Source organism: Streptomyces hokutonensis, from assembly GCF_042751305.1.
Lineage (GTDB): Bacteria > Actinomycetota > Actinomycetes > Streptomycetales > Streptomycetaceae > Streptomyces > Streptomyces hokutonensis_A.
Genome location: NZ_JBHYWD010000001.1, coordinates 1291658 through 1306841, shown reverse-complemented (window position 1 = coordinate 1306841; position 15184 = coordinate 1291658). Strand labels below are relative to the sequence as shown.

At 70.6% G+C, this 15184-nt stretch carries 15 protein-coding genes; 7 read left to right on the top strand and 8 right to left on the bottom strand.

Going from position 1 to position 15184, the window contains the following annotated elements; genetic code table 11:
- Nucleotides 1-133 precede the first annotated feature (133 nt).
- Complete coding sequence (locus ACFXC1_RS06125; RefSeq protein WP_019074196.1) at nucleotides 134-628, top strand: peptidylprolyl isomerase; 495 nt, start codon at nucleotides 134-136, stop codon at nucleotides 626-628.
- Between the two features lie 14 nt (nucleotides 629-642).
- Here the strand turns inward: ACFXC1_RS06125 and ACFXC1_RS06120 are convergent, their stop codons facing one another.
- Nucleotides 643-1152 carry an amidohydrolase family protein gene (locus tag ACFXC1_RS06120; protein ID WP_381239355.1) on the bottom strand — a complete coding sequence of 170 codons (510 nt, stop codon included), beginning with the start codon at nucleotides 1150-1152 and terminating at the stop codon, nucleotides 643-645.
- 196 nt (nucleotides 1153-1348) lie between these two features.
- Here ACFXC1_RS06120 and ACFXC1_RS06115 point away from each other — a divergent pair, with 196 nt between their 5' ends.
- From ACFXC1_RS06115 to ACFXC1_RS06105, 3 genes are all read left to right on the top strand, one after another.
- A complete protein-coding gene (locus ACFXC1_RS06115) occupies nucleotides 1349-1519 on the top strand; it encodes a hypothetical protein (protein WP_381239353.1) in 171 nt (56 codons plus the stop codon).
- On the top strand, nucleotides 1520-2206 hold the full coding sequence (locus ACFXC1_RS06110) for an Lrp/AsnC family transcriptional regulator (RefSeq protein WP_381239351.1): 687 nt from the start codon (nucleotides 1520-1522) through the stop codon (nucleotides 2204-2206).
- 147 nt (nucleotides 2207-2353) lie between these two features.
- Nucleotides 2354-4372, top strand: coding sequence for an ATP-binding protein (locus ACFXC1_RS06105; protein ID WP_381239348.1), 2019 nt, complete (start codon nucleotides 2354-2356; stop codon nucleotides 4370-4372).
- Between the two features lie 9 nt (nucleotides 4373-4381).
- On the opposite strand, the gene ACFXC1_RS06100 is transcribed toward ACFXC1_RS06105, so the two are convergent.
- Nucleotides 4382-5020, bottom strand: a complete 639-nt coding sequence (locus tag ACFXC1_RS06100; protein WP_381239346.1) for a cytidine deaminase family protein — start codon at nucleotides 5018-5020, stop codon at nucleotides 4382-4384.
- A 15-nt stretch (nucleotides 5021-5035) separates the two neighbouring features.
- Nucleotides 5036-5167 carry a hypothetical protein gene (locus tag ACFXC1_RS06095; RefSeq protein ID WP_381239343.1) on the bottom strand — a complete coding sequence of 44 codons (132 nt, stop codon included), beginning with the start codon at nucleotides 5165-5167 and terminating at the stop codon, nucleotides 5036-5038.
- 171 nt (nucleotides 5168-5338) lie between these two features.
- Between ACFXC1_RS06095 and ACFXC1_RS06090 the strand changes: the two genes are divergently transcribed.
- Nucleotides 5339-6112, top strand: coding sequence for a transglutaminase domain-containing protein (locus ACFXC1_RS06090; protein ID WP_381239340.1), 774 nt, complete (start codon nucleotides 5339-5341; stop codon nucleotides 6110-6112).
- A 15-nt stretch (nucleotides 6113-6127) separates the two neighbouring features.
- Here ACFXC1_RS06090 and ACFXC1_RS06085 read toward each other — a convergent pair whose 3' ends face one another.
- Nucleotides 6128-6760, bottom strand: coding sequence for an isochorismatase family protein (locus ACFXC1_RS06085; RefSeq protein ID WP_381239338.1), 633 nt, complete (start codon nucleotides 6758-6760; stop codon nucleotides 6128-6130).
- Nucleotides 6761-6856: 96 nt separating this feature from the next.
- Complete coding sequence (rutA, locus tag ACFXC1_RS06080) at nucleotides 6857-7930, bottom strand: pyrimidine utilization protein A (protein WP_381239336.1); 1074 nt, start codon at nucleotides 7928-7930, stop codon at nucleotides 6857-6859.
- Nucleotides 7931-8262: 332 nt separating this feature from the next.
- Here rutA and ACFXC1_RS06075 point away from each other — a divergent pair, with 332 nt between their 5' ends.
- A complete protein-coding gene (locus tag ACFXC1_RS06075; RefSeq protein WP_381239334.1) occupies nucleotides 8263-11238 on the top strand; it encodes a SpoIIE family protein phosphatase in 2976 nt (991 codons plus the stop codon).
- A 140-nt stretch (nucleotides 11239-11378) separates the two neighbouring features.
- Nucleotides 11379-12698 (top strand): D-alanyl-D-alanine carboxypeptidase/D-alanyl-D-alanine endopeptidase, encoded by a 1320-nt coding sequence (dacB, locus tag ACFXC1_RS06070; RefSeq protein ID WP_381239332.1) that lies wholly within the window; start codon nucleotides 11379-11381, stop codon nucleotides 12696-12698.
- Between the two features lie 18 nt (nucleotides 12699-12716).
- Here dacB and ACFXC1_RS06065 read toward each other — a convergent pair whose 3' ends face one another.
- The 3 genes from ACFXC1_RS06065 to ACFXC1_RS06055 form a co-directional block, all read right to left on the bottom strand.
- On the bottom strand, nucleotides 12717-13490 hold the full coding sequence (locus tag ACFXC1_RS06065; RefSeq protein ID WP_381239329.1) for a maleylpyruvate isomerase family mycothiol-dependent enzyme: 774 nt from the start codon (nucleotides 13488-13490) through the stop codon (nucleotides 12717-12719).
- Between the two features lie 73 nt (nucleotides 13491-13563).
- Entirely contained in the window at nucleotides 13564-14436 is an 873-nt protein-coding gene (locus ACFXC1_RS06060; RefSeq protein WP_381239326.1) for an LLM class flavin-dependent oxidoreductase, read from the bottom strand.
- Between the two features lie 81 nt (nucleotides 14437-14517).
- Entirely contained in the window at nucleotides 14518-15180 is a 663-nt protein-coding gene (locus ACFXC1_RS06055; RefSeq protein WP_381239323.1) for a hypothetical protein, read from the bottom strand.
- Nucleotides 15181-15184: the final 4 nt, after the last annotated feature.

Below are 15184 nucleotides of genomic sequence, written 5' to 3'. Positions count from 1 at the left end.
GGGTGCCGACAGTGCGGACGTCGGGTCTGTGGATAGAGTTCTGTCATCAGGGCTATCTGAGGTAACGGTCCGGCGTTCGGCACAACGGCTGCGCCGGGCAGTGTGCATCACACCGAAAGTGACAGAATTTATTATGAGCAACGTCTACTTCGACATCACCATCGACGGCGCCCCCGCAGGCCGCATCGTCTTCAACCTCTTCGACGATGTCGTCCCGAAGACCGCCCGCAACTTCCGCGAGCTGGCCACGGGACAGAACGGCTTCGGCTACGCGGGCTCCGGCTTCCACCGCGTCATCCCGCAGTTCATGCTGCAGGGCGGTGACTTCACCAACCACAACGGCACCGGTGGCAAGAGCATCTACGGCGAGAAGTTCGCGGACGAGAACTTCGACCTGAAGCACGACCGCCCGTACCTGCTGTCGATGGCGAACGCCGGCCGCAACACCAACGGCTCGCAGTTCTTCATCACCACCGTCGTCACCTCGTGGCTCGACGGCAAGCACGTCGTCTTCGGCGAGGCCGTCGAGGGCCAGGAGATCATCGACAAGATCGAGTCCCTGGGCTCGCAGTCCGGCGCCACCAAGGCGAAGATCGAGATCGCCGCTTCCGGCGTCGTCGAGGGCTGAGCCGAACTCGGCACCTACGCAACCGGGCCCCGGGGATGATGTCTGTCCCCGGGGCCCGGGCTGTTCCGCGCTTGGAGGGCGTCGTACGACATGCCCCCCGTACGCTCCTGCTTCGCCTCCGGGCGCGGGCGCCAAGTGCCGTCGCGCGGGATGCCTGCCGCCTCCGCGATCCGGTTGCGGGAGGCGAGGAGGCGGGCACGCAGGGCGGGCAGGTCGGCTCCCACGAGCGCCCCGTCGCGCTTCACCACGCGGCCGGCGACGAGGACCGTGTCGACGAGGCCGGGGTGGCCGGCGCTGACGATCGTGGCGGCCGGGTCGGTGACCGGGAAGACGGTCAGGTCGTCGGTGCGGAGCAGGATGATGTCAGCGTCCTTGCCGGGCGTGATGCTGCCGACCCGGGCTTCGAGCCCGCAGGACCGGGCGGCGTCGACAGTGGTGAACTCCAGCAGATCCCGCGAGCGCAGGCCGCCGTTCCAGACCCCGCTGCACTGCGAAGGCCGTACGCATCGTGGAGAACATGTCACCGCCGACCGACGGGACGTCGTCGACGGACAGGGTCGGGCGCAGGCCCGCGGCCAGCACGCGGCCCGTCATCGGCCAGCCGAAGCCCATCTTGAGTTCCACGTCCGGGCTGATCGACACCGAGCTGCCCGCGTCGGCGAGCATGCGCAGCTCGTCGTCGCCGAGTCCGGGCGTGTCCTGGGCATCTCGGAGCGGACCGTGGTGCGTCGCGCGGCGCCGCTGTTCCTCGACAGGACGCTGCGTGCCACCGCCGTACGCAATCCCCTGTGGTTTCCCGATCTGGTTCCACTGGTCCTGCGCATCAAGTGCCGGCCCGACCAGATCAGCGCCATCGCCGCCACCCTGGCCCGCCGCGCGGACACCGTGTGAGTGGACGTCCTCGGCGGCGGCGACGAGATCTGCACGATCCTGTTCCTGGACGGGCCGGACGCGCGCAACTCGCTGCTGCTGCGCGACCTTCCGGCCACTCCGGCGGTCCAGTCGTGGACCTCGTACCTCCTCCTACGGGTCTTCCCGGCGGCCTTCGACTGGAGCGGCGGCCTGCTGACGGAGGCCGAGTTGTCCAGCCTGCGTGCGGAGCACTCCACCCCGGCCGTCCGACCGGGTCTCCAGCCCGTCGACCACGCGCTGGTCACGGCTCTGATCGAGGACGGGCGGGCCTCCTACGCCGATCTCGCCCGCCGCGCCGACACCACCCCGCTCACCGCGCGGCGCCGGCTGGAAGCGCTGCTCGGCAACCAGGTGCTGAGGCTCGCGACCGAGGTCGACCTGGCCCGGCTGGGCATCCGTACCGAGGCGCTGCTGTGGATCACCGTCGCACCCGGCGGTCTGGAGGAGACGGGCCAGCGGCTCAGCCGCCACCCGCAGGTCCGCTTCGCCTCCGCGACCACCGGCGCGGCCAACCTCCTCGTGGCGGTCGCGGCCACCGATCTCGACGCGCTCTACCGCTTCGTGAGCGAGACCATCGGCGCTCTCCCCCACATCTCCACGCTGGAGGTCGCTCCCCTCTTGAGCGGGGTCAAGCGGACCGGTCTCGTCCGCCCCGGGAGCCTCTGAACCGACGGCATCACAGCGGACCGACCGCGACGAACGGGACGACCGAATAATTACCAAGCCCGATCACCTGTGACCGTTTCCCGCGAGAGGGGTTGGCGCCATGCCCGGGCCGTGCAGGATGGGACCGTGGCAGGCAACCTCCCCGTCGTGACTACCAGCTTCGTCGGCCGCGCAAGCGAACTCGACGCAGTCAGAACGGCGTTGACGAAGCATCGGTCGGTCACTCTCACCGGTGGCGGAGGCGTGGGCAAGAGCCGCCTGGCACTGCGCGTCGCGGAACAGGTCCGGGACCAGTACGCCGACGGGGCCTGGTGGGTCGACCTGTCGAACCTCTACGACGACCGGCTCTTCACCGCCACGGTCTGCGACGCCGTAGATCTCCTGGACCACAATCCGCGCGCTCCCGTCGAGGCGCTCTGCGAGTGGCTGGCCGGCCGGCAGGTGCTGCTCGTCTTCGACTGCTGCGAGCGCGTACTGCCCGCCTGCCTCCTCCTGGTGAGCGAACTCCTCGCCTCCGCACCGGGGTTGACGGTCATGGCCACCAGCAGACAGCCCATCGGCGTCCGAGGTGAGCAGCTCGTCGAGGTGACTCCGCTGTCGATCGACGACGGCGGTGCGAGTGACGCCGTACGCCTCTTCCGCGAGCGCTGTGCCACGGCCGCCCCGGACGTCTCCCTCGACTCCCCCGGCGCCGCCGAAACCGTCTCCGCAATCTGCCACCGCCTGGAGGGAATCCCGCTCGCCGTCGAACTGGCCTGCGCGCGGCTGCGGGAGAACAGCCTCGGCGAGATCGCCGAGCGCCTCGCCTCACGCCTCGACACGCTCGTCGACGAGACCGCGTGGCCCCGGCGCCACCGGGCCCTTCGCACAGCGATCGGCTGGAGCCACGAGCTCTGTTCCCCGCTGGAGCGCCTGCTGTGGGCCAGGCTCTCCGTCTTCCGCGGCCCCTTCGACGCGGCCGACGCGCAGTCCGTGTGCGCCGGCGGCCCGCTCGACGCCGACGCCGTCCCCCGGCTCCTCGACCGGCTGGCCGACCAGTCCGTGCTGCAACGGGCGGGCGTCCGCTACCGGATGCTGGACACGCTGTGCGAGTACGGCGCCATGTGGCTCGCGGAACTCGGCGAGGAGCAGACGCTCGTCCAGCTCCACGCCGCGCACTTCGCGACCATGCTGGCCGAGGCCGAGGCGGGCTGGCTCAGTGAACAGCAGGTCGCCTGGTACGCGCGGATCTCGGCGAGCCACAGCGACGTACGCGCGGCACTCGACCACCTCATCGAGACGGACCCCGAGACCGCCGTGGAGATGACCGGCCGCACCGGCCTGTTCTGGCCCTGCTGCGGGCACCTCCACGAATCCCGCGACTACCTCGAACGCGCCCTGGCCCTCGACACACCCAAGGGCCCCTCCCGCACCCGCGCCCTGTGGGCCCTGGGCATCACCCTCACCCTCCAGGGCGACCACCGCAGCGCCCTGCTCGTCGGGGAGGAATGCACCGCCGCCGCACACCAGGACGACGACCCGCAGTCCGAACTCTTCGCCGCCCACACGGTCGGCCTCACCCACCTCATGGCCGGCCGCCCCCAGGACGCGTACGACGTGTGCGACCAAGCCCTGATCACCCACGGCCAGTCGCCACCGTCCGGCGCGCCACAGCTCTGCTGCATGGTGATCCGCACCTTCGCCCACTCCGCGCTGGGCCGACTAGCCGAGGCCTACGAGGCGGCCGTCGCCCTGCGCCGGCTCAGCGTGCGGTACGGCGAGCACTGGGCGCGGTCGTACGCGTTCCACCAACTCGCCTTCATAGACCTCCTCCAGGGGCGCGCGCACGACGCCGAACTCCATGCCCGGGCCATGCTCACCAGCAAGCACAACCTCCACGACAATCTCGGCATCGCCCTCGCGCTCGACCTCCTCACGGGGGCCAACGCGGTACAGGGCAACGGCATCGCGGCCGCGCGGACGTCGGGCACCGGGAACACCTTCTGGCGCATGCTCGGCCACCCGAACCACGGCACACCCGAACTGTCCGCCGTCCGCGAGGAATGGGAGCTCCAGGCCCGCAAGGCAGTTGGGGACGACGCCTACGACAGCGCCTTCCACACCGCCCTCAACGACGACGCCGAACAGGGCCTCGCCCTCGTGATGCAGGGCCCGCCGACGTCCTGACCACCGACCTCACTCGGGTACGTCGACGGTGAACGTCAACTGGTCGACAGCCGAACCGTCGTCGAGCCGCCGGCGTTCGACACCGGTGACGGTGCCGTTCAACGTGCGGTGGGTTTCGTCGCCCTCGAAGAAGAAGATCGCGGGCCCGACCCCGATCGTTTCGTCGTGGCGGACGGTGGACGTCTTGCGCGCGGTGGCGACGGCCTCGTAGTCGTCGTGCCCCTCGAACCGGACGATGCGACACGCGTCCGCGTCGGGGAAGAAGTAGGTGTCCGCCAGCAGCTTCCTGATCGGGCGCAATGCCGGCCCGTCGTCGGTCGGTACGGCGACCTGGACATCGGGATGCAGATCGAGAAGCGCTTGTCGGCAGCGACCACACGGCGGAATGAGGCCACGGCCCCGATCCCCCGCAGCGGCGATGGTGACGAGCGGACCCGCCCCCGCCGTGGCGGCGACTCCGAGCGCGACCAGCTCGGCGCACGGTCCGCCGGTGAAGTGGTAGACGTTGACCGCCTCGTGGATCCTCCCGGCCGTGTCCATCGCCGCCGCGGCGACGGTGTGGTTCGGGTCGTTCCCGAGCGTGGCGGCGAGTCGTTCCGCCGCCTCGACGACACGGCGAGCGGATGCGGAGAGCTTCATGGCAACCATGGGGCCGACCCTAGATCAACCCGGCCGTAGAACCTCGACGTCACCACCTCGGGGCTCGACGAGCTGCTTCTGCGGTCCGCACAGCACGACGTCGAGATCTCCGGCGGACTGCTCCAGCTGCTGGATCTTCCCGCAGTCCCATGCCACCACCGCCTGGGTGGACGCCGGTTCGACAACAGTACCTGCGTCGACGACCTGCGAATCGGCTGACGCAGGGGCAGCACATGCAGAGTTGAACGCGTTCAATTAATCCTTCATGATGGTCCCCTCGTCGGACGTCCCTGCCCGTCGGGGCTGTCCGACGAGAGGACCATGGTCATGACGAGCTCGCTGCTCACACCGAGAGGGCGTTCCCGCGTCGGCACCACCGGCGGTGGCGATGTGGCGGCGACGGGGAGCACGGCCCCGACGCGGATCCTCGACTGGCGGGATCCGCTCGTGCTCTCGCTGCTCGACGGGATCGAGGTGACGGCGGACTCGGAGACCGTCCGCCGGATCGAGACCCTGCGCCACGCCCACCGCCTGATCACCGCAGCGGTACGGCCGGTGTACTCGGTGCAGGACGAACGGCCGGTGTCCGAGGTGCTGCGCCGCGGCCGTGGCTCGTGCAGTCAGCGGCTCGCCGTACTCGAAGCCGTGGCGCGGGCCGCCGGGGTGGCCACACGGGTGCGCGGACTGCTGGTGGACGGGACGTTCTGGTATCCGCGTTTTCCCCGGTTGCGCCGGATCGTCCCGGACCGGGTTCTGCTGGCCTGGCCGGAATTCCGTCTTGACCACGCGCCGTCCGCCTCCTGGCTCGCGGTGTCCGAACTCTTCGGCAGCCTTGGGGAGTTGAGCGAAGGAGCCGACGCCGGTTTCACCAATTCCGGTTCGGAGACGCTCTTCGAGGCGCTGTCCAGAACGGCGATCGACTGGGACGGGGCGACGCTCTGCCCGACATCGGGTGCCGGGTGCGATCTCTCGGCGTACGTCGTGGCGGATCTGGGCCGCTTCGACTCGCGCGACGAACTCTTCGCGCGGCACGGTCAGACTCTGTGCCCGGTGGCGCGAGTGCTGGCCGAGCCCGTCATGGGGCGGCACCGGGCGGCCTAGCGTCCGGTGCCCCGGTCAGCCGAACGGCTCCAGGTACTCCTGGACGCGCCCGAGCGGCCAGACCTCGCCGATCTTGTGCGCGATGTCGAAGAGATTCGCCGCGTGGATGTCGGGGTCCCGGTCGCCGACCGCCTCCTCGACCACGATCGGGACGAACCCGTGCTGCATGGCGTCGAGGGCGGTGGCGCGGACGCAGCCGCTCGTTGAGAGTCCGCCGATGAGGACCGTGTCGATGCGGGCGGCGGTGAGGTGCTCGGCAAGACCGGTGCCGAAGAAGGCGCTCGGGCACTGCTTCGTCACCGTCAGTTCGGCCGCCGTCGGGGCCAGTCCGTCGATGAACTCGCCGAAGGGGCTGCCTTCGACGAATACGCGCAGGCTCGGCACCTTGCGTAGGAAGACCCCGCCGTCACTGCCGTCCGCCCTCAGCCGTACTCGCGTGACGACGACCGGAATCCCGGCGCGGCGCGCGTCGGCCAGGAGGGTCCGCATCGCGTCGGCCGCCGGTTCGACGCCTGCGTACAGCGGGCAGTCCGGGTCGACGTAGGCACGGGCGGGGTCCACCAGGATCAGCGCCGGGGAGGTGCCGGGGCTGAGCCGCCCGTCGAGCCCGGCGCGCTCGTAGTCCTCCTCCTGGGCACTACGGGTCACGGCGGCGTCCTTCCTGTCCTGGCGGGTCCGGAGCGACGCCCGGAGCGGTCGGACAGCGGGTGTCCGGCTCCGGGGCCGCGTTCGCGGGGAAGGGGATCAGTCGGCCTGGGAGCGGGACTTCATCAGCGGCTGGATGCGGGTGCCGAAGTTCTCCAGGCCTTCGAGGAAGTCGTCGAAGACGAGCATGATGCCCTTGGTGCCCTCGACCTCGGCGACCTCGTCGAGCAGTCTCGCGACGGTCTCGTACGACCCGACCAGTGTGCCCATGTTGAAGTTCACCGCACCCTCGGGCAGTGCGATGGTCCGGGCGGTCGAGGTGCCGTCGGAGGTCGTGTCGGTGGCCGTCTCCCCCGCCATGTACGCCAGCGCCGCGTGGTCGGCGTTGTCGTGGTAGTCCTGCCACTTGGCGTGGGCGGCCTCGTCGGTCTCGTCGGCGATGACCATGAAGAGGGAGAGCGCGCCGACGTCACGGCCGGTCTCCTCGGCCGCTTCGACGAGCGTGGCCGTGGTGCCCGACAGCGCGAGGGGGGTGTTGACGCCGCTGCCCAGGATGAAGTTGTACTCGGCGTGCTCGGCGGCGAACCGGATCCCGGTGTTGCTCTGTCCGGCGGCGACGATGTCGATGTGGCCGTCCGCCGGGCGCGGGGACAGCACGCAGTCGTCCATCTCGTAGAACTCGCCCTTGAAGTTGCTGACGCCCTCGCTCCACAGCTCCTTCATCACGGTGACGTACTCGGCGGCGCGGGCGTAGCGGTTGCCGAAGTGTTCGTCGCCGGGCCACAGGCCCATCTGGGAGTACTCGCCGGGGGCCCAGCCGGTGACGATGTTGATGCCGAAGCGGCCGGGGGCGATGGAGTCGATGGTCGTGGCCATACGGGCGACGATCGCCGGGGGCAGTACCAGGATGGGGGTGGAGGCGTACAGCTTGATCCGCTCCGTGACGGCGGCCAGGCCCGCCATCAGGGTGAACGACTCCAGATTGTGGTCCCAGAACTCCGTCTCTCCGCCGAATCCCTTGAGCTTGATCATCGACAGTGCGAAGTCGAGCCCGTGCTCCTCGGCCTTCTGCACGATGGCCTTGTTCAGCTCGAAGCTCGGTCCGTACTGGGGCGCGCTCTTCGATATGAGCCAGCCGTTGTTGCCGATGGGGATGAATACGCCGATGTCCATGCCGCTCCTCGTTGGCGGGTGGGCGGTGAGCCTGACGGGGTGACAACGCGCGGGCATGATCAAGGGTTTCCGGGACGACCACAAAGGTAGTCGTAGGTCGTTACCACTCCCCACCCCTTCCGTGAACTGCGCACGGTCCGCGGTCCCTGCTGTCGCACAGGGCGCGGGTGCCCCGGATGCCGAGTATTGTCACCCGAGGGAACGTCGGCGGAACTCCGATGCAACTCGGCCTGGAATGCTGGCTGTTGAGAGCCCTGCGCGACAGCTCGAGCCAGGGGTGGGAGTCCTGCGGAGCCAGTGTCATGTGAGGCGGGAACGGTAAAATTTACGGTATGAACGCACGTCTGGCTCTGCTCGGCACGGTGGACCCCGGCGTCACCGAGAGCGAAGTCTTCCGGCTGGCACTGCAGCATGCGGTGGGCGAGCTGGGAGCTCTCGGTGGAGCGATTCATCTGCGTGGCCCGATGTCCGCGCTGCGGCTGGTGTCGTCGACCGGTCTGCCTCCCGCCCTGACCCGCCCGTGGGAGATCATCGACCAGGAGGGCCCGACGGCCCCGGCCAGGGCACTGCACCAGGGCAGCGGTGTGTGGGTTCCGTGGGTTCCGGTGGAGGCCGCGACCGTGAGCGGGTCCCCGGGCCGGAAGCTGTCGTGGCCCGGCACGGGTCTGGCCTCCGTGCCGGTGTCCGGCGGGGACCGCAGCATCGGCGCGCTCACGGTCCTGATGGGCGAGCAGGGTGAGCCCACACCGCGCCATTGGGCCTTCCTGCGGGACCTGGTCGCCTGGACCGAGGAGCGCATGAGCCAGGCGCCGCCGCCCTCCGGCCCCTCCACGGCGGAGCCGGCCGGTCACCGTGACCGGCTGCGGCAGGCGCTGAAGGAGGTCAGCGTCGGTTCGTGGGACTGGGACATCCAGGGCGGTGAGCTGATCTGGGACGAGGCGGCCCTGGAGCTGTACGGCACCCGCCCCGAGGACTACACCGCGAGGGTCGAGAACTGGATGGTGTGCGTCCATCCCGACGACCTGCCGCCGACGCTGGACGCGGTGGACCGGGCGATCCGCGAGCACGACGTGTTCGAGGCCGAGTACCGGGTGCGCCGCCTGGACGGCACGTACGGCTGGACCAGGGCCCGCGGCCGGGCGACCTACGACGAACAGGGCGAGCCCCTGCGGATGATCGGTGTGGGCTGGGAGAGCGACGAGTCCCGGTCCGCCCGGGACTCCCTCAGCCGGGCCCTGCGCCACATGAGCGACGGCTTCCTCGCGGTGGACGACGACTGGCGGATCACCTTCGCCAACCTGGAGGCGGAGCGCACCCTGGGCCTGTCCGAGGAAGAGCTGTTCGGGCGCCTCCTGTGGGAGCTGCCCACGGTGCGGAACGTGCCCGGCCTGGAGGACCGCTGCCGCAAGGCCGCGGCCGAGGAGACGCCGGTCGGCTTCGACGCCCAGTTGGAGGGCACCGGCCGCCGTCACCACCTGCGGCTGGTCCCGGGACCCGACGGCGTCACCCTCTATCTCACCGACGTCACCGAGAAGCGCCAGCACGAGGAGGAGCGCAGGGCGTCCGAGCTGGCGGTGGCCCGGCGCGCGGCCCGGATAGGAGAGCTGACGGCCGCCCTCGCCAAGGCGACGACCTCGAAGGACGTGGTGGCCGCCGTCGCCCGCCGGGTGCTGCCGCCGTTCGCCGCGACCGGACTTCTGGTGCAGGCCATCGAGGGCGACCGGCTGCACACCGTGGGAGCCGACGGCTACCCGGAGGACTTCCTGCACGTCGTCGACGGCCACGCCCGGGCCCCCGGCGAGCCGACCTGGGACGTGATCGAGTCCGGCGTGCCGCTGTTCCTCTCCTCGGTCGGGGAGTACGCGGCCCGCTATCCCGAGCTGGCCGCCAGACCGGCCAGGGCCGAGAAGCAGGCGTGGGCGTTCCTGCCGCTGACCGCGTCCGGCCACACCTTCGGCGTCTGCGTCGTGGCCTTCGACCACCCCCGCCGGCTCACCGACGAGGAGCGCACCCTCCTCGCCACGATCTGCGCCCTCGTCGCCCAGGCCCTGGAACGGGCCCGGCTCTACGACGCCGAGCACGACCGTTCCCGCGAGCTCCAGCGCAGCCTGCTCCCCCGGGCGCTGCCCGACCTGCCGGCGTGCACCGCCGCCGCCCGTTACCTCCCGGCGGGCCAGGGCATGGACGTGGGCGGCGACTGGTACGACATCATCCCGCTCTCGGGCGGCCAGGTGGCCCTGGTGGTGGGCGATGTGATGGGGCACGGTCTGCCGGAGGCGGCGACGATGGGCCGGCTGCGCACCGCGCTGCACACCCTGGCCGACTTGGAGCTGCCGCCCGACGAGATCATGAGCCACCTGAACGACCTCGTCGCCGGGATGGGCGAGGAGTCGTACGTGACCTGTCTGTACGCGCTCTACGACTCGACGACCCAGATCTGTTCCATCGCCGGGGCCGGTCATCCGCCACCGGCCGTGGTGCACCCGGACGGCACGGTGCACTTCCCTCAGCTGTCGGCCGATCCGCCGCTCGGCGCGGCCGAACCGCCGTTCGAGACGGTCGAGTTGAAGGTGCCGGAGGGCAGTCTGCTGGTGCTCTACACCGACGGTCTGGTGGAGTCGTCGAAGCGCGAGATGGACGAGGGCATGTCGGATCTGGCGCGGCTGCTGAGCGCGGCGCACCGGTCCGGCGCCGGCGTGGAGGCGGGCTCGGAGCGGCTGGAGCTTGAGCGGCTGTGCGACACCCTCACGGCGGGGCTGCTGCCCGCCGAGCATCCGACGGCCGACGACGCCGCCCTCCTCGTCGCCCGGCTGCACGCCCTGACCCCCGACAGGATCGCGTCCTGGTCGCTCCCCGACGACCCTCAAGCGGCCGGCCAGGCCCGCCGTCATGTGCGGGAGCAGCTGAGCACCTGGGGTCTGGAGGATCTGACCCCGACGACGGAACTGCTGGCCAGCGAGCTGGTGGGCAATGTGGTGCGGCATGCCAAGGGCCCGGTCAGTCTGCGCCTCCTGCACGGCGCCGAGCTGATCTGCGAGGTCTTCGACGGCAGTCTGACGATGCCCCGGATCCGGCGCGCCACGGACACGGACGAGGGCGGGCGCGGCCTGCAGCTGATCACCGCCCTGACCCAGCGCTGGGGGACGCGGTACACGTCGACGGGCAAGTGCATCTGGACGGAGCAGGCGCTGACCGCCTCGGGTGCCCGGCATGAACTCCCGGGCGACGCACTGGAGTTGATGTTCCCGAGCGTGGAGGACTTCACCGGGGACCTCGACTCGCTGCCCTTCGGCGACGACGAGTACTGACGGCACCGTCGCAAACCAGCCAGGCTCCCGTTCTTCACAACGTACCCATGGGTAACGTGAGTTGGAACTGTTACTTTCCCCTTTCAAGATCCCCGGATCTTTCGTACCCCCCACTCACTCTCCCCTGTGCCGAGGCCGCCATGCCCAACTCCCCCGCCACCGACCACGCGAGCGGACGCCACCGCAAGAGCAGAACGGTCGGTCCGATGTTCCGCCGGGTCGCCGTCATCGCGGTGACCGCCCCCGTCGCCGGGACGATCCTGTTCGGCACGTCCGCGTTCGCCGCCGGGCAGACCGCCGCCACGCCGGACCCGGCCGAGCAGCAGATCGCGACCAACCTCGACACCCGCATCCAGGACACCCGTTTGGGCACGACGCTCAGCGGTGTGGTCATCGACGCGCAGTCCAACAACGTCGTGTGGGGCCATGACGCGACCACCGCGCTGATGCCGGCGTCCAACACCAAGCTCGGCACCTCGACGGCCGCGCTCACGGTCCTCGGCCCCGGCCACCGCTTCACCACGAAGGTCGTCTACGACGCCGGCACGGTCACGCTGGTCGGCGGCGGGGACCGCACCCTGACCTCCGCCGATCTGAACGCGATGGTCACGACCGTCGTCGCGGGCCTGAAGAGCGCGGGCCTGACCTCGGTGAAGGTCCAGGTCGACGACAGCCTCTTCCCCGCGCCTTACCTGGCCACCGGCTGGAACGACGGCTACTACCCCGACTCCATCGCTCCCGTACGGGCGTTGGTGGTCGACGGCCACCACGTAACGGACACGTCCCTGGACGCCGGACAGACCTTCGCGAAGCTCCTCGCCGCGCAGGGCGTCACGGTCACCGGCAGTGTCACGCACGGCGTCGCGGGCACCGGAGCCGTCCCCGTGGCGGAGCATCAGTCCGCCGCGCTGTCGACCATCGTGGAGCACATGCTCAAGGTGAGTGACAACGATATCGCCGAGACCCTCCTCCGGATGACCGCGCTCGCCTCCGGCCGCCCGGCCACCTTCGAGGACGGCACGGCGGTCGTCCGCCAGATCCTCACGCAGTACGGCATCTCGCTGACCAACTTCGAGATCCACGACGGCAGCGGGCTGTCCCGCTCCAACCGCATCCCCGCCCAGACCATCGCCGACATCCTCGACCTGGCCGACGACCCGGCCAACGCCCCGACGCTGAAGTACATCATCGACGGACTGCCCGTCGCGGGCGAGGCGGGTTCGACGCTGGGACCCGAGTGGGGCCGCTTCGACACCGCCGACTCCCAGTGCGCCGTCGGCAAGGTGATGGCCAAGACGGGCACGCTCACCGGCGCGATCGCGCTGAGCGGACTGACGAAGGCGGCGGACGGGAACTGGAAGATCTTCTCCTTCATCGAGAACAACTCCACCGCTGCCCCCGCCGACACCAAGGATGCCCTCGACGGCCTCGCCGCCACCGTCAACGGCTGCTGGGCGTAAGGGCGTTCAGGCCTTCGGCTACGGCGCAGAGAAGAGCCCCGGGAAGCGCGGCCCGAGCCACGGTCTGCGGCCCCAGGCGATCACCTTGGCGCGGGCCACGGTGGCGGGGGCACTCCAGCGGCCGAGGGCGAGGAGGAGGAAGGCGACGGGGTCGATGGCGATCGTGCAGTCGGGGCGCCTGGGCGGCTCGTCGCTGACCGTGGGAATCCCGTCCTCGAAGGTGACGGCGAAGCGGTCGCGGCCGGTCCGTACCACGTAGCACGCGTGGTGACCGGCCGCGGCGGCGTTCACCACGCGCGGCATGGCCAGCCCCATGAAGGGCAGCGTGAACGGGACGACCTCCCGGCTCACCATGTGCGGCCGGTCCAGCGCGACGGCGATGTCGTAGCCGTGCCCGAGCAGATGCGTGAGCAGGTATGAGCCCAGGGTGGCCAGATCCATCGGTCCCATCGGTGTCAGCACCTGCTCCCGCGGAGAGCGGCCGGCGCTGTCCGTGACGAAGGCTTGGGCCTGGTCCGCTATCACCGTGCCGAGAACCACCGGATCCCGCTCCGGAAAGGCGGCCAGGGACGCGCTGTTGGCCGCCGCGAGCCCAGCGGGCGTCCCGTCGCCGTACGGCCGGATCTTGCCCGCCCCTATGTCTCGCATCAGCTTCCCCGCCAGCGCGAGATGCGCCGCCGCCTCCCCCACCGTCCACTCGGCACCCGGCAGCGGCGTCCGCGGGTCGGTCCCCGCCGGGAGCAGCGCGGCGATCCGGTCGGCGGTGGCGGTGATGGCGTCCTCGACTGTCATGCACGGGATCGTGTACGGACCCGGGCGCGGTGTCCAGTGCCTGGCCAGGATGGCCGACTCGCTGCCACCGGAGTCAGCGGCCAAGAGCCTTCAGCAGATCCCCCAGTCGTTGCGCCGGCTCAGGGCCGATCATGCGCAGCACCACTGTGTCCGCCCCGGCCGCTTCCAGCTCGCGGACCCGTTCGGCGGCCTGTTCCGCCGTGCCGGAGACGGTGTGCACCTGCTCCTGCGGGCGGCCGAGCCAGGCGCCATGGCCCTCGACATGCGGCTCCAGCTCATGCTTCACCTGATCGGCACTGTCCCCCACGCAGCAGAAGGCGAACACCGTCAGGGTGTGGTCCGCGGCCGCACCACCCTTCTCGACGGCCACCCGAGCGCTCCGCACATCGGAGGGCCCGTGCCCCTCGGCGATCACCGTCCCGTCCGCGACCCTCCCGGACAGCTCCAGCGAGCGGGGCCGCACCACACCCGCGACCACGGGCGGCGGCTCCGCCGGCGGATGGACCAACTGGACGCCGGCCAGCCGCACTTCCTGCCCGTCCAGCACGACGCGCTCCCCGCGGAGCAGGGCGCGCACGGAGCGGATCGTCTCCTCCAGCAGAGCGAGCGGTGACCGCGCGACCGCGTCGACGTCGGCCATCCACTCGGCCACCCCGTGCCCAATCCCCGCCACAAGCCTGCCGGGGAACACCCGCGCCACCGTGGCCACCTCCATCGCCAGCAGTGCAGGACTGCGCAACGGCGCCGGCATGATCCCGATGCCCACCCGCAGCCGCTGTGTCGCCCCCAGCGCGATGGAGGCGGCCGATATCCCCGCGTTCCACCCCAGATCCTCGACCACCCAGAGATCGTCCACACCGAGGGCCTCGACCTGCCGCGCGAATCCGGGCAACTCCTCCGGGGCCCAGTCGCGGTTGTACATCACACCGATCCGAAGCTGTGTCATGAGGTACGGCCTCTTCCCATCGTGGCGCGCCGCCGATCTTGCATACGAATCAACACTCTCCGCGATTGCCGGCCCGAGTGTCTACGGCCTCGATGTCGCCAGCGCCGAGATGAGCCCCTCGGCGAGACGTGTGGCGGGCGCCGGATCGCCCCGCTCTGTCATCACCCGCACTACGGCCCGGAGTTGGGCGGCGGGAAACGTCTCGGCGTACGCCTCGCCGCCGTCGGTCGCGTACGCCCGTGCCAGCGCGGGACCGAGTGCCAGCGCGTGGGCCTCGGCGCAGGCCCGCGCGTTCGCGTCGCTGCTCAACCGCGCGTACTCGTGGCCGTATCCGTCCGCGTCGGTCGCTGAGAAGCCGTTGGCCAGGGCGTAGTCGCGGGCGCCCGTGTGGGCCTCGGTGTAGGCGCCGGCCCGGTCGTAGGCCGCGTCGTAGAGGTGCAGGAGCATCGGGGTGAGCGCCGTTCGCCAGGTCTCCTGGTCCGTCGCCCTGCCGCACGCCGCCGCGCGGTGCAGGTCTCCCGGACCCGCGAACACGGCGGCGTCCCCCTCCCGCGCAGCCTCCGCGAGGAGCGGCAGGACCGTCTCGGCCTGCCAGACGTGGACGGCGAACAGGCTTCCCGTGTCCGGGACTTCGTCGAGAAGACCGTGCAGCCGGGCCGTCCAGTCGTCGCGGACGTCCGTCGGCAGCTGCAATGGGAGCTCCGTGGCGACGTGCCGCAGCCAAGCCGGAGCGATGTCGGTCATGGGC